The organism is Kitasatospora sp. NPDC048298 (genome assembly GCF_043201465.1).
Taxonomy (GTDB): Bacteria; Actinomycetota; Actinomycetes; order Streptomycetales; family Streptomycetaceae; genus Kitasatospora.
In genome coordinates this window covers 98305-112348 of sequence record NZ_JBICYZ010000027.1, presented here as the reverse complement: position 1 = coordinate 112348, position 14044 = coordinate 98305, and the positions used below count along the sequence as shown (strand labels likewise).

Below are 14044 nucleotides of genomic sequence, written 5' to 3'. Positions count from 1 at the left end.
TGGGCACTGGACTACATGAACACCCGCTACGGCAGCCCCAACGCCGCCTGGAACTTCTGGCAGTCCCACCACTGGTACTAAGCCGACCCATCGGCCTCCCCCACACCCCGGGAGCCGGACAGGGACCACCGGAGTGACCCACCAGGGCCCGCGCCGCGCAACCGCGCGACACGGGCCCTCACCCCATTCCCGGGGGCGGCGTGGGACCGCCGGGCACCGGCGGGCCGCCCCGGGCCCCTGAGGTCAGTACCAGTTGGTGCAGGCGATGTTGTAGCCCCACTGGGGGTTCCCGTACGGGCTCCCCGCCCACTCGGCCGCGGAACAGGCGCGGTACCACACGCCCCCGTCGTCGTACTTCGTCGGCAGGGTGTACCAGCCGCCCGGGCCCACGTACGTCCGGTCGAGGAAGCTGTTCCAGGTCCGGCCGCCGTCGTGGGACTGGTCGTAGTAGAACGCGACGTTGCCGCTCCCGGCGTACAGCCAGCCGACGACGTAGTGGTGGTTGTCGCTGCCGACGTACTGGTTGATCTCGACCGTGTTCACGTGCCCGTCGGGGTTGTAGGTGGCGGTGTTCCACACGCCGCTGTCGAGGGCGGGCTTCGCCGACGCGGCCCCGGCCACGGGTGCGGCGCTCGCCGTCGTGGCGGCGAGGGGACAGAGTGCGAGGGTGGCGGCCGCTGCCGTGGCGGCGGCTATGGCGCGAAGACGCATCGTTCCTCCGGTCCTGAGGGCTTGGCTGGCTCTTCGACCGACGACTGGACGTCGGTGCGCGAGGAGTTCGGTCGGCCGGTGGTCCACCGGCACTCGCCGGTCCTCGCTCCCCGGTCCCCGGCCCCTGCTCGGGACCGGCCCCGGTGCGATGGTTCCAGGAAACGCCACGCCACCTGACGGGTCGAATCATTCGAAGTTCTTCGACGGATCGGTGGAGGAGGGGCCGTTCGTGGTACGGACCCGGGTGCCTTCGCCGACCGGACACGATCCCCGCCTCCGGTCACTCGTCAGGGCGTGATCGGCCGGGCGTCAGCCCGCCGCCCCGCCGCTGACCTGCCAGTCCCTCGGCGTCATGCCGTAGGCGTCGCGGAAGGCGCGGCTGAAGTGGCTGGAGTTGGCGAAGCCCCAGCGCCGGGCGATGCCCGCCACGCCGAGCTCCGCGGCCATCGGGCGCAGCAGGTCCCGGCTGCAGCGCTCCAGCCGCTGGGCGCGGATCCACCCGCCGACCGTGAGGTCCTCCTGCTGGAACAGCTTGTGGAGGAAGCGCACCGACATGAAGTTCGCCTCCGCGATGCTGGCCGGCGAGAGGTCCGGATCGCGCAGGTTGCGCAGGACGTGGTCCTTGACCCGCTCCAGCGAGGCCGCGGTCCGCGAACCCTGCGGCCTCACCAGCCCGGCCCGGTCGTCGACGAGCAGCGCCAGCAGGTCGAGCGCCGTGGACGCGGCCCGGCGCCCGACGGCCTCGTCCAGCCCGGCCGCCTCGCGCGCCATCTGGCGGAGGTAGCCGGCCAGCAGTGCGGCACTGCCCTCGGCGCCGTCGAAGGTGGTCGCGGTGAGCGCCCTCAGGTCCTCGTCCCGGACGTCGAGTTCCGCACGGGGGAAGTGGAAGGAGGTGAAGGCGAACTCCTCGTCGATCCTCTTGCGGAACACCCGGGAGGTGTCGGTGAGGGAGAATCCGCCGGGCCGGATGAGCGTCTCCCTGCCGTCCTGCTCCTTGAGCGCGGTGCCGCGCTCCTGCAGGCTGAGGATGAGCGTCGGCGCGTCGGCGTCGGCGATCAGGCGCCTGGTGCGGGTCACCGTCTGCGGCCCGGCCTGGACCCTCGAGATCCGCACCGGACCGAGCCGGTGGCCGGTGAGCTCCCCGGGTGACGGCACCTCCTCCAGGAACTCCACGGCCATCGGCACGAAGGCGTGGGACACGGCGTCGTGCCACACGTCCGCCCGGTCGGAGGCGGACAGCGATGCGGTGGAGAGAGATGCGGTGGAGCGGGAAGGGGACACCGGGTTCCTCTCTGGTCGACGGGTCATCGGAACACCGGGCCCGGGGGGTCCGGCCGGGTGGCCGGCTCGGCGCCGCCGCGGGTGTCGCGCCACCGGCTCGGCGAGATGCCGTACGAGGCACGGAAGAGCCGGCTGAAGTGGGCCGGGTCGGTGAAGCCCCATCGCTGGGCCACGCCGGAGACCGTGCTGTCACCGCCGTCCTCGCGGGTGAGTTCCTCGGCGCTCTCCTGGAGCCGGCGGCGCTGGATCAGACGGCTGACGGTGGTCCCCTCCCCTTCGAAGAGCTTGTGCAGGGAGCGGACGGAGATGTCGTGCGCGGCCGCGATGCTCTGCGGCCCGAGTTCCGGATCCCTGAGGTGCCGGTCCACGTAGGCGTGGATCTCCCGGATCCGGGCGTACCGGGAGTCCTCCGTGCGGGAGTCCTCCGTGGCGGGCGTGTCACGGGCGGCCTGCTCGGTGACGAGGGTGGCCACCAGGTCGGTGACATTGCGGGCCAGTCGGCCGGCGACGAACTCGGGGCAGTCCTCGGCGGTCTCGGCCAGGGTCAGCAGGGACTGCGCGACCAGGGCGGCCACCGGCCCGCCGGCGTCGGCCACGGTGGCCGTCACCCGCGCCAGCTGCTCGTCCCGCGCGCCGAGGGCCCGGCGGGGGATCAGGCACACCCTGACGTCCACTCCGTCCGGGTAGTCGACCACATGAGGGGTCTCCGAGTACCAGAAGGAGACCGCTCCCGCGGGGACCTCGGTCGTCCTGCCGTCCTGCCGCACCACGGCGCCGGTGGCCCCCATGACGGCGACCACGAGGAACCCCTCGGCCTGCCGGGTGCCACGGGCGATCTCCCGCGGGCCGCGGGTGTAGCACCGGGGGCCCGCCTCCGTCGTGAGGAAGAGCAGGTGCCCCAACTGCCGGGTCGTCATCCGGCCCGGGTCCGACGGGGGCTCGTACGAGGCGACCGTGAAGGGGACGGCGGCGACGGGGACGGCCCCGCTCCGGCGGCGAAGCGTGCTCCCGTCGTCCGGCTGCCCGGCCGTGTCGGTCACGGATGCCATCGGTCCTCTCCCTCCGCTCGACATGGCTTCCAGCATGGGACACGGGATGACTTACGTCGGCGGCCGGATGACTGCGAAGCGACTGTAGGTGATGTGGCGCCGAACACATGACTATCCGCGCACTCGAACCGTGCAATGCGCGCACCTACACTGCAACGGTCCAGGTCAGAGCACTGGCGCAGGCGCAGGCGCAGAGGAACTTCGGATGTCAGGCACCACACTGTTCGGCCGGGACGAGGAACTGGCGGCCGTCGACGCACTGGTCGACGCCCTGCCCGGGCGGGGCGACGCGCTGCTGATCCACGGGGCCCCCGGGATCGGCAAGTCCGCCCTGCTGGACCACGCCGCCGCCCGGGCCGGGAGCGCCGGATTCACCGTCCTCAGGGCAGCGGGTGTCCGGGCCGAGACCGAGCTGCCGTTCGCCGGGCTGCACCAGCTGGCCCACACCATGACGGAGCGCATCCCGCACCTGCCCGCCGTCCAGGCGCAGGCCCTGCTGGGCGCCTTCGGCATGGCGGAGCCGTCCGACGACGCCTCCGCGCCCCGGTTCTTCATGATCGCCCTGGCCACCCTCGGCCTGCTCGGCGAGGCGGCCGCCGAAGCCCCCGTACTGCTGGTCGTGGACGACGCCCAGTGGCTGGACGCGCCGACCCTGGACGTCCTCGGGTTCGTCGCACGCCGCGTCGGCGCCGAACCCCTCGGCCTGCTCCTCGCCGTGCGCGACGACCGTACGGCCAGGCGGGGCGTCCCCGACATCCGCGAGCTGCACCTCGGGCCGCTGGCCCCGAGCGCGGGCGACGCCCTGCTGGACGCCCGCAGTCCCGGCCTCGGCCCGGGGGCGCGCCGCCGGGTGGCGCGGCTGTCGGCCGGCAACCCCCTCGCACTGATCGAGCTCCCCCTCTCCCCCGCGGCGGACGGGGAGCCCACGGGGTCCGTGGGGTCGCCGGTGCTCCCCCTCACCGCCCGGCTCGAGCGCGCCTTCTCCTCGTGGCTGGCCGACCTTCCGTCCGACACCCACCAGCTGCTGCTGGTCGCCGCCACCACCGACGACGGTGCGCTGACCGAGGTGCTCGCCGCGACCGCGGCCCTGACCGGCACCGAGATCTCCGCGCTGGCGCTGGAGCCCGCCGTGGCCGCCGGCCTGGTGCGCGTCGACGGGTTCCGGATCGCCTTCACCCACCCCCTGGTGCGCTCCGCCGTCCTGGGCTCGGCACCGCTCGCGGACCGTCTGGCCGCCCACGGCGCGCTCGCCGACACCCTCCGGGGACACCCCGACCGGCAGGCGTGGCACCGGGCCTCGGCCGGCGGCCGTCCCGACGAAGCGGTGGCCCGGCAACTGGACCGGGTGGCTCTCGGCGCGCGAGAGCGTGGTGCCGTCGCAGCGGCCCTGACGGCGCTGGAACGCGCCACCGCGCTGAGCGAGGACCCTTCGGGACGGCGGGCGCGCCTCCTCGGTGCCGCGGAGCTGTGCTTCGAACTCGGCCGGGCGGATCGCGTGTCGGCCCTGGTGCAGCAGGCCGAATCGCTGGGCCCGGACGTGCTGGAGCGGGCCCGCGTGGTCCTGCTGCGCGAGTGGCTGGAGTCAGAGTCCGACACGAGCACGTCCCGGATCCACCTGTTGATCGCCACCGCGGAGCAGGCCGCCGAGGCCGGCGATCCCGAACTCGCGTTGCGGCTGCTGCGTGTGGCCGCGTGGCGTTGCTGGTGGGCGGACCCGGGGCGGGAACTGCGGGAGCGCGTCGTGACGGCCGCCGAGCGGCTGCCGGTCCCGGAACTCCACCCGGACCTGGTGTGCACGCTGGCGGGGGCCGCCCCGCTGGAGGCGTCGGCGACGGTGATCGACCGGCTGCGGCGCCTCGAACGCGAGGGCGGGTACGACGTCGTGGCCGCCGCCACCCTGGGCAACGCGGCCATCATGGTGAACGGGTTCGACCATGTCACCGGCTTCGCCCGCCACGCGGCGGACGGACTGCGTCGTCAGGGGCGTCGGGGCCCGCTGACCAAGACGCTGGTGCTCCTCGCCCTCGCCACCGTGCACACCGTCGACTGGGAGACCGGGCTCCCGGCGGCGGCCGAGGCGGCACGGCTGGCCGAGGAGACCGCGCAACCGCGCTGGCTGACCGGTGCCCGGGTGGCGAAGGCACAGTTCGCCGCGCTGCGCGGCGACCTGGACACCGCGCTGGTCGCGATCGGCGAGGCGGAGGGCCAGGGGCTGACCGTGGTCGACCCCTCCAAGCTCGCGTACATCCAGATCGCCCGCGGCCTCATCGCCCTGGCCGCGGGTCGGCACGCCGAGGCCTTCTCCTGCGTCTGGCGGGTCTTCGACCCGGCCGATCCCTCCTACCACCCGTTCATGCAGACCATGGCCATCGCCGAGTTGGCCGAGGCCGCCACCGGCGAGGACCAGCGCGCCATGGCGAAGGCCGCCCTGCGACAGCTCGTCACGTCCGCCGGGGCGAGCGAGGTCCAGATGATCCGGGTGAGCCTGGGATTCGCCCGGGCGCTGCTCGCCGACGACGAGGACGCCGAGGAGCGGTTCCGGGCGGCCTTCGATCTGGACATGTCCCGGGCGCCCTTCGTCCGTGCCCGGCTCATGCTCGCCCACGGCACCTGGCTCCGGCGCCACCGCCGGGTGATGGAGGCCCGCACTCCGCTGCGGATCGCCCGGGAGTCCTTCGAAGCCATGGGCGTGGAGCCCTGGCGTGAACGGGCGGCCCAGGAGCTCCGTTCGGCGGGCGAGGGCAGCAAGAGCCAGGGCCGCCCCGACCGGGACCTGCTCACGCCCCAGGAGGTGCAGATCGCCCAGCTGGCGGCGCAGGGCCTCTCCAACAAGGAGATAGGCCGGCAGCTGCACCTGTCACCCCGGACGATCGGCACCCACCTGTACCGGATCTTCCCGAAGCTCGGGATCACCTCCCGCAGCCAGCTGAGCGACCGGCTGGACATGCCGTCGGCCTGACCGTCGGCGCCCTGCCGCGCACCCACGTCGGCGGGCAGCGGACGGGAGAAAAGGTGGAGACAGGAATCGAACCCGTCTGAACGGCTCTGCAAGCCGTCGCCTCACCACTCGGCCACTCCACCGCGACACCGGTGGAAACATTACACGGGTATGAACCCGGAACTCTCCGGAAGCGGCGTTTCTTCACTCCGGAAGGCTCTTAGTGGGTCTAGTGCTATTTCTTCCGACATGGCCTCGAAAGGCTCCGGAGGCCCGCACGGTGAAAGGCCGGTTGCGCTAGCCTGTGCCGATATCTCCAACCCGATGGGATTTCATTGATGGCCGTCGAGGAATCACGGTTCCCCCGAACCGCGGAGCTGCGCAGCGAAACCGCCGCGAACCGGTGCCAGTACAAGAACCTGCCCCTGCGCGACCTCCCCCCGCTCGGTGTCGTGCGCCGCGCCCGGATCGCCCGCGAGGGCCTGCGGGAGCGCCGCGACGGCGTTCCCGCGCCGGGCCGGCCCTCCCGCTTCGCCGAGGGGGACTGGGTCCGGGTGAAGGACGAGGCCGCGGTGCGCGCCACCCTCGACGACCGGGACCGCCACCGCGGCCTGTGGTTCACCGGCAGCCAGTGGTCGTTCTGCGGCGGCGTCTACCGGGTCGAACGCGTCGTGCGCCGCATGGTCGACGACCACTACCGGGTGCGGCGCCTGTCGGGCACCGTCGCGCTGGCCGGCGCCACCTGCCACGGCGCCGACGGGGCCCAGGGCTGCGGCATGGACTGCGCGCTGCTGTTCCGCGACGAATGGCTGGAGCCCGCCCCCGCGCCGGCCCCCGCCGAACGGCCCGTCACGCTGTGGGCGACGGTGCGCGGCCTCGCGGAGATCCACGCGACCCTGGGCCCCGACGGGCGCCTGCACGGCGTCCCCTTCCAGGCGGGGATGGAGCGCCACGCCGGCACCCGGCACGGTGCCATCGAGCTGCGTCACCGGTCCCTCGTGTGGTGGCAGTACCCCGCCGGGGGGCGGTGGTTCATCCTCGACGGGCTGCGCTGCGGCGGTGAGCCGCTGGCCGCGGGCTGCGACCGCCGGTGCGCGCTGCTGTGGCACGAGTCCTGGCTCCATGTGGAGCCCGCCGCGGGGGCCGGCGCGGATCCGACCGCGGGATCCGCCGCCGTCCCCCGCTGAGCGGCCGCCCCCACCGAGCGGCCGTCGGCGGCGGTCAGCGCCGCCAGCGGTCGCGCACCAGCTTCGCGGCCAGGTGCAGCGGTCCGTCCCGGTCGCCCACGTAGCAGCGGGGAAGCGCGTACTCCCCGCTGTGGGCACCGGGGCTGACCGCGCACGCGTGGTCGTAGCCGGCCTCGGCCACCGCCTCCACCGCGGCGGCGTCGAGCGAGCCGTACGGGTAGCAGAACCCCGCGACCTCCCGGCCCGTGAGGTCCTCCAGGACGTGGCGGCTGTCGGCGACCTGGGCCGCCAGGTCCCGCGCGTCCAGGCCCGCCAGCCGCCGGTGGGTCAGCCCGTGCGAGCCGATCTCCATCCCGGCGGCCGCGGCCTCACGGACCTGGCGGGCCGTCATCAGCGGCTTGCGCGGGCCCTGCCGGTCCCAGTCGTTGTAGCCGCCCAGCCGGTCGGCCACCACGTAGACGGTCGCGGTGAAGCCGTGCTCCGCCAGGGCGGGCATGACCTCCTCCACGAAGTCGCGGTACCCGTCGTCGAAGCTGAGCCCCACCATGCCCGCCGCGGTGCCGTCCCGGTGGGCGCGCATCAGCGTGCCCACCGACACCCCGCGCAGGCCGCGGGCGGACAGCCAGCGCAGCTGGCGGCGGAACCGTGCCGGATCGACGGTGATCAGATAGGGATCGTCGAGCGCCGGCGCCACCGAGTGATACATGAGCGTCCACGGAAAGCCGCCCGCGACTGCACCGGGCCTCTTTTCCGAACTAATACGCGGCTGAATGATTCGCATGTTCCGCTCCAGCTGTCCGATGGCGCCGACTGTGCGGGTGGACCCCGAGGAAATTGCATTCTGGCAGCGCCGGACCCGGCTTCATTCCGCGCCGGGCGGCGCCGCGCCAATTCACCCGGATGCCGGATCGGGAATCGCCCGCCGAGGGTCCGGCCCGAACGGCCCGGATCCGACGCCGAGGCCGCCGGAAGCGGACTCGGGAGCGGTGCGGGGACCCGGCCGGCCGAGGCCGTCGCCGTCGCTCGCCCGGCCGTCACCCGCCACCGCATCCACGCCGCCTCCGTCGCAGGACCGCGCGGAAGGTCTGGTTCCAGATTGTGACGTGCTCCTGTCTAGTTCGTCTCCGTCCTGGTGTGGTGGGATGAGGCCTCACGGGGATGAACCGCTGACGGGGGTGTGTGCTGGTGCTGAGTCGATGGCTGCGGGAGCTGGACGGGGACGCGGCGTGCCTGACGGCCGTGGGGCTGGTGCGGCTGGGGGCCGAGGACCGGCTGAGCACGGCGAGCGAGTCGACCACCTGGGTCGGCGGGGTGCGGGCGGCCTCGTTCGCCGATGCCTGGCTGGCCTTCGGGGACGGGTCCGCGGCCGGGCTGCGGGCGCCCGCACCGGCGGTGCTGCGGGCCGTGGTGGCCCGGGCCGCGGAACTGGTGCTCCGCCGCTGCCGGGAGGACGGGCCGGCGGCGCTGGAGTGGCTCGGGCAGCGCTCGGCGGAGACCCGCGAGCAGGCACAGCGGGCCGGCTCCTCGCACCCGGCCGAGCCCTGCGCGCTGACCCTGGTGTGGCACGGGGTGCAGGCGCTGACCGCCGACGACGGGCCGGGCCACATCCACCGGATCGAGGAGCGCGCCGAGGCGTACGTACGGGAACACCACCGCCGCCGGGACACCCTGGCGCTGGTGCTGTGCTGCACCGGGATCGCCGCGTCCGCGCTGGTGGAGCTGTGCGAGGGCGATCCGGAGCGGGTGGCCGACTGGCTGGAGCAGGACGCGGCGCGCTGCATGCCGCGCGGCGGCCGGGTGCCGCTGTGGGTACCTGGCCGGCCCGCTCAGCCGGCCGGCTGAGCGCGGCGGTCGGCCGAGCGCGGCGGTCGGCCGGGCGCGGCGGTCGGCCGAGCGCGGCGGTCGGCCGAGCGCGGCGGCGGGAACCGGGCGAGCGCGCCGGTCAGGCCGCGTCGAGCAGCCGGGCGACCTCCGTCATGGCCGGCCCCAGCGGCAGGTCGAGCCGGAGCGCGGCGAGTTCGTCCCCGCGCGTCGCCCCCTGGTTGACGATCGCGACCGGCAGTCGCGCCCGGGCGGCGCGGCGGACGAAGCGCAGCCCGGACAGCACCGCCAGGGAGGAACCGAGGACCACCAACGAGTCGGCCGCGTCGACCAGTTCGTAGCAGCGCTCGACCCGGGGCGGCGGGACGTTCTCGCCGAAGAACACCACGTCGGGCTTGAGCACCCCGCCGCAGTCCGCGCAGGCGGCGACCCGGAAGCCGTCCACCTCGGACTGCGGCAGCCGCGCGTCACCGTCGGGCCGCAGCTGCGCGCCGGGCCGACGGAAGCCCGGGTTGAGCTCCTCCAGCCGCCGGTCCAGCTCGACCCGGGTGCCGGTGCGGCGGCAGTCGAGGCAGACCACCCGGTGGAGTCCGCCGTGCAGCTCCACGGCCTCCCGGGTGCCGGCCGCGTGGTGGAGGCCGTCCACGTTCTGGGTGATGACCGCCGCGACGTGCCCGGCCCGGCGCAGCCGCTCCACCGCGTGGTGCCCGGCGTTGGGCCGGGCCCCGGCGATCGCCGGCCAGCCGGTGTGGCTGCGGGCCCAGTAGCGGCGCCGGGCGTCGGCGCTGCCGGTGAACTCCTGGTACGTCATCGGGGTGCCGCTGCGGCGGCGGCCGGTGGCGCCCCGGTAGTCGGGGATGCCGGACTCCGTGGACAGGCCCGCCCCGCTGAGCACCACCGCGCCGCGCCGGTCCAGCAGCCGTACCAGGGCTTCCAGCCCCTCCCCCGGCGGGACGACGGCCTGCCCGCCCGGATGTTCGAACGCGTCCATACCGTCGAGGTTAGACCGCCGGGCCGCGGCCACCCGGCGGGACGGTCGGATCCTCGGCGGCGCGGGTGGCGAAGGCCGTGATCCGCTCCAGGGGCGGGGCCCAGCCGCGGGTGGTGTCCACGGCCAGGCAGGGGGCGTCCAGCGCGATCGGCACCCAGGACTCGATCGGCCGCTCGCCGCGCGCGATGCGGCCCAGCAGCTCGCCGTCCGCGTGGACGGCCCGCCCGGGCGCCTCGGCGGCCCGACGGGCGATCCGCTCGCGGGCGACCTCCGGCTCGACGACGCAGCGCACGACGCGCAGCTCGGCGAGTTCGGCGAGCGGCGTCAGGCCGGGCCGCCACAGCCGGTCCTGGTAGGCCGCCTCGGCCACCACGTCCGTCCCGGCGCGCAGGTGTCCGTCGAGGGTGTGGAAGAACGCGGCCAGCGTCCGCCGGTCCAGTTCCTCGGCCGGCGCCTCCCGGGCGGCGGCCATCCGCTCCTTGATCTCGTCCCGGCAGACCGCCGGCCGGCCGAGCGCATCGGCCAGGGCGTGCGCCAGTGTGGTCTTGCCCGCACCGGGCGGGCCGCTCACGACGAGCAGCTGCGGGCGTCGGTGCACGGTCGGGCGTCGCGTCATGCCCGGTGAGTCTGCCCGGGAGGGCCGCCGCCCGCCACCTCCCCCGCGAGTGGCGGACGGCGGAGGTCGCCGAGACCGCCGCTCCAGTGGACCTTCCCCCGGTACACCAGGCCGACGCGCAGGTGAACGGGGCCGAACCGCCGCTACAGGAGCAGGTGTTGACGCACCCGGGGGCGCGCACCTCGGCGAGCGGCGCCGCGGCCCCCGTCCCGCCGGGCTCGGCGGGAGGCGTCACGGGCGGCGGGCCCAGGCGGAGATCATCGGGGCGGTGGCCAGGTCGAGCCGGCCGGTGGCGACGTTGGCCAGGTGGCGGTCGATCTCCTCGTCCGTCGCGAGGCCTTCGGCCACCAGCAGCCGGCGGATCTGCCGGACGGTCGCGTCCTCCAGGACGGCGCAGGCCGGCGAGGTGATCGGGAAGTACGCGTCGGCCTGGACGTCGATCAGGCCCGCTTCGCGCAGCGCCCTGGGCAGCGTCCGGCCGTACGCGAGGTCGGCGCCGCGCCCGGCCATCAGGGTGCGGAAGCCGGACCGCAGGCGGTTGGCGAGGCGCTCGTCGGGGCCGGACTCGTCCGGGCAGAGCAGCGGTTGCAGGGCCGGGTCGGCGTCCTCCAGCAGCAGCCGGCCGCCGGGGCGCAGCGCCCCCACCATCCGGCGCAGGGCCTCGGCGCGGTCGGCGACGTGTACCAGGACCAGCCGGGCGTGCACCAGGTCGAAGCCGCCGGGCGGCGGCGGGTCGGCCGCCACGTCGTGGCGCAGCACTTCGATCACGCCGCCGGCGGCGGGGGCGGTCCAGGAGACGTCGATGTCGGTGGCGACCACCGCGCCGGTCGGGCCGACACGTTCGGCGAGTCCGAGCGGCACCGAGGGGCCGCCCGCGCCGACCTCCCAGCAGCGCATGCCGGGGCCGATCCCGAGGGCGTCGACGTGCCGGAAGGTCACCGGGTCGAACAGCTCGGCGAGGGCGTCGAAGCGGATGCCCGCCTCAGTCTGCCGGTTGTCCAGGAGGTAGCCGTGGTCGCTCTCGTGCTCAGCCATGCCGGAATTCTCGCAGGCGGGCGAGGCGGGCGAGGCGACGGGGCAACCGGCTCGGAGCGGCCGCCGGTCAGACGCCGGGCGGCCGGCCGCGCCCTCGGCCGAGCGCCTTGACAGCACGTCTTGTTGACGAAAAGTCAGTAAGTTCCGCCCACCGCCTTGACGGCGCGCGGTCACGCCTGGAACGTATGGAATCCGGAAACGCCGCGCGCTCCCCGGTCCCCACCGCTCGGGAGCCCGCGAGAGGACGTCTTCTCGCCCCTCACCGAGGAAGAGGTTTCCCATGCGCTTCAGCCGCCACCTTGCCGTCACCGCCGCCGCCGTCTGCGCGACCACCGCGCTCGCGCTGGCCGCCGTCCCCGCCTCCGCGTCGCCGGGGGCCCTCGCCGCCGGCCCGGTGCTCACCACCGGGAGCGCGGGCGGCACCGCCGTCGCCGTGGGCGACGCGCTCTCCGCGCCGCTCGCCTCTGGCACCAAGGCGACCTTCTACTCGACCGCGACCAGCACCACCGGCGTCACCTGCGCCACCTCCCAGCTCTCGGCCTCGGTGCTGAGCAACCCGGCGGCGCCGGGCAGCGCCACCGCCTCGCTGACCGGGCTGACCTTCGGCTCGTGCACCGCGAACGTCACCGGGGTCACCTCGGTGCGCAGCCTGACGGTCGGCAACCTGCCGTACGGCGTCACCGTCTCCGACGCGCCCGGCCTGCCGGTCACCCTGACCGGCGGGTCCGCCGGGCCGATCCAGGCCACCGCGGTGCTCGACACCTGGTTCGGCACCATCACCTGCTCCTACCAGCTGAGCGGCGCCTTCACCGGCAGCGCCGACAACACCGCGCACAGCCTGGCGTTCCGCACCGAGCACTTCGCCAAGAGCGCCGGCTCGACGCTCTGTCCGGGCGACGGCTACTTCTCCGCGGCGTACGGCCCGGTCGCCGACGCCAGCCAGCCGGGAAGCCCCGTGGTCGTCGTCAACTGACCTCGCCCGCAGGGCCGCTGGGGTGGGTGCGGCGGCGCTGCCGCGCCCACCCCGGCAGCAGCCAGGCCCGGGGCACGCCGAGCTCCCGGGCGGTGGCCCGGAGTACGGCGATCAGCGCCAGCAGCATCAGCGCGCCGTGGGCCGGCATCGACAGGTACGGCGCCACGCCGGGTGCGATGAACTTGAGGTAGCTACCGAAGGACGAGAGCTGGACCAGGACCGGCAGGTACCAGAGCTGCCGGGGCCGTTGGAAGGCGACGATCACGCTGAGGACGTCCGCGACGTAGAAGTAGCGCTCGTGCATGGACGGCAGCAGGAACGGCACCGCGATCGCGAAGACGGTGGCCAGCAGCAGGATCGTGGTCCCGGTGAGCCCCGTCTGCCCGCCCCCCTCCGTGGACCTCCCCGGCTCCGCCCCGCCGTCGGTGCGTCGCACGGCCCGGACCGCCAGTGCGACCAGCGCCAGCACCAGCACGCCCGCGACCAGGACGCCCGCCCGGCGCACCGGGTCGTCCCCGCCGGGCGGCACCGAGACGAACTGGTAGACCGACGGCGCGTTGAGCGTGAGGTCCCGGTAGGTCCCGGTCTGCCGGGCGTACACCGTCAGCAGCGGCCAGGGGTCGGCGCCGAGCAGCAGGGCGGGCACGTCGAGCGCCAGGTACACGGCCGGGACGGCCAGCAGGCACCGCCACGGTATCCGCCGGTACAGGACGACGACGAGCAGCAGCGGGAAGAGGAAGACCGCCTGGAGCTTGAACGCCAGGGCGATCCCGAAGAACGAGCAGGTCCACCAGGGGCGGCCGCGCAGGAGGTGGTGGACGCCGCCGATCAGGAAGGCGGTGAATATCGCGTCGGCCTGGCCCCACCACCCGCTGTTGGTCACGACCGTGGGCAGGAACAGCACGGTCACCGCCGCGGCGAACGGCCGCCAGGGCCGGTACGGGCCGCACAGCGAGACGATGCGGTGGGTGTAGTAGGCCAGCGCCAGGTCGAAGAGGATCGACACACACTTGACCGCCGCCATCCCGGGCACCGGAAGGTAGCCGAGCGCGGCCATCAGGTACAGGTAGGGGACGTTGTAGTCCGAGAAGCCGATGTCGCCGAGGGCCTGGAATCCGCCCTTCGCCTCGATGTACCCGTACCAGGGGCCGAGGAAGTAGTGCCAGTCCGGCGACTCGTACTCCAGCAGCAGGCCGCGGAGCAGGAGCGCGAGCGCCACCGCCGTCACCGCGGCCACAGCCGGCACCATCCGATCGGCCGGGCGGCGGGGCGAGGTCCCCCGCTCCGGCTCGGCTTCCCGGTGGTCGCCTCGCGGGTCGGTCTCTGGTCGGGCTGGGCAGCGGTTCATACCACCAGGACGCAGCAGCCGCCGGAGACGGATGACAACGGGACGGTACGGATTTCCGCGGGCGGCCGGCCGGCCGGGCCCGTCCGGCCGGCCG

The 14044-nt window shown here is 74.5% G+C and carries 12 protein-coding genes, 1 tRNA gene and 1 pseudogene; 5 read left to right on the top strand and 9 right to left on the bottom strand.

What is annotated here, in order from left to right:
- Positions 1–81: pseudogene (locus ACGF0D_RS21110) on the top strand (lytic transglycosylase domain-containing protein); the annotation flags it as partial.
- Positions 82–243: 162 nt separating this feature from the next.
- On the opposite strand, the gene ACGF0D_RS21105 reads toward ACGF0D_RS21110, so the two are convergent.
- The 3 genes from ACGF0D_RS21105 to ACGF0D_RS21095 all read right to left on the bottom strand — a co-directional run bounded on the left by ACGF0D_RS21105 (position 244) and on the right by ACGF0D_RS21095 (position 3041).
- Positions 244–711 (bottom strand): hypothetical protein, encoded by a 468-nt coding sequence (locus ACGF0D_RS21105; protein WP_392875972.1) that lies wholly within the window; start codon positions 709–711, stop codon positions 244–246.
- A gap of 309 nt (positions 712–1020) precedes the next feature.
- Complete coding sequence (locus ACGF0D_RS21100) at positions 1021–1992, bottom strand: helix-turn-helix domain-containing protein (RefSeq protein WP_392918337.1); 972 nt, start codon at positions 1990–1992, stop codon at positions 1021–1023.
- Positions 1993–2015: 23 nt separating this feature from the next.
- Positions 2016–3041: a helix-turn-helix domain-containing protein gene (locus ACGF0D_RS21095; RefSeq protein WP_392918334.1), complete on the bottom strand. Its 1026-nt coding sequence runs from the start codon at positions 3039–3041 to the stop codon at positions 2016–2018.
- A 205-nt stretch (positions 3042–3246) separates the two neighbouring features.
- Here ACGF0D_RS21095 and ACGF0D_RS21090 point away from each other — a divergent pair, with 205 nt between their 5' ends.
- Positions 3247–6000 (top strand): helix-turn-helix transcriptional regulator, encoded by a 2754-nt coding sequence (locus ACGF0D_RS21090; protein WP_392918331.1) that lies wholly within the window; start codon positions 3247–3249, stop codon positions 5998–6000.
- Between the two features lie 51 nt (positions 6001–6051).
- Here the strand turns inward: ACGF0D_RS21090 and ACGF0D_RS21085 are convergent.
- Positions 6052–6122 (bottom strand) — tRNA-Cys (locus ACGF0D_RS21085).
- 195 nt (positions 6123–6317) lie between these two features.
- Between ACGF0D_RS21085 and ACGF0D_RS21080 the strand changes: the two genes are divergently transcribed.
- Positions 6318–7166: a hypothetical protein gene (locus ACGF0D_RS21080; protein WP_392875984.1), complete on the top strand. Its 849-nt coding sequence runs from the start codon at positions 6318–6320 to the stop codon at positions 7164–7166.
- Between the two features lie 34 nt (positions 7167–7200).
- On the opposite strand, the gene ACGF0D_RS21075 is transcribed toward ACGF0D_RS21080, so the two are convergent.
- Positions 7201–7872, bottom strand: coding sequence for a polysaccharide deacetylase family protein (locus tag ACGF0D_RS21075; RefSeq protein WP_392918329.1), 672 nt, complete (start codon positions 7870–7872; stop codon positions 7201–7203).
- A gap of 479 nt (positions 7873–8351) precedes the next feature.
- Between ACGF0D_RS21075 and ACGF0D_RS21070 the strand changes: the two genes are divergently transcribed.
- Complete coding sequence (locus ACGF0D_RS21070; protein ID WP_392875990.1) at positions 8352–9008, top strand: hypothetical protein; 657 nt, start codon at positions 8352–8354, stop codon at positions 9006–9008.
- Between the two features lie 100 nt (positions 9009–9108).
- On the opposite strand, the gene ACGF0D_RS21065 is transcribed toward ACGF0D_RS21070, so the two are convergent.
- From ACGF0D_RS21065 to ACGF0D_RS21055, 3 genes are all read right to left on the bottom strand, one after another.
- Positions 9109–9978: an NAD-dependent protein deacetylase gene (locus ACGF0D_RS21065; RefSeq protein ID WP_392918326.1), complete on the bottom strand. Its 870-nt coding sequence runs from the start codon at positions 9976–9978 to the stop codon at positions 9109–9111.
- Between the two features lie 10 nt (positions 9979–9988).
- A complete protein-coding gene (locus ACGF0D_RS21060) occupies positions 9989–10594 on the bottom strand; it encodes an AAA family ATPase (RefSeq protein WP_392918324.1) in 606 nt (201 codons plus the stop codon).
- Positions 10595–10825: 231 nt separating this feature from the next.
- Entirely contained in the window at positions 10826–11629 is an 804-nt protein-coding gene (locus ACGF0D_RS21055) for a class I SAM-dependent methyltransferase (protein ID WP_392875999.1), read from the bottom strand.
- A gap of 280 nt (positions 11630–11909) precedes the next feature.
- On the opposite strand from ACGF0D_RS21055, the gene ACGF0D_RS21050 reads away from it, so the two are divergent.
- A complete protein-coding gene (locus tag ACGF0D_RS21050) occupies positions 11910–12602 on the top strand; it encodes a Tat pathway signal sequence domain protein (protein ID WP_392918321.1) in 693 nt (230 codons plus the stop codon).
- Here ACGF0D_RS21050 and ACGF0D_RS21045 read toward each other — a convergent pair.
- Complete coding sequence (locus ACGF0D_RS21045; protein ID WP_392918318.1) at positions 12595–13839, bottom strand: glycosyltransferase 87 family protein; 1245 nt, start codon at positions 13837–13839, stop codon at positions 12595–12597. The genes ACGF0D_RS21050 and ACGF0D_RS21045 overlap by 8 nt on opposite strands.
- Between the last annotated feature and the right edge of the window lie 205 nt (positions 13840–14044).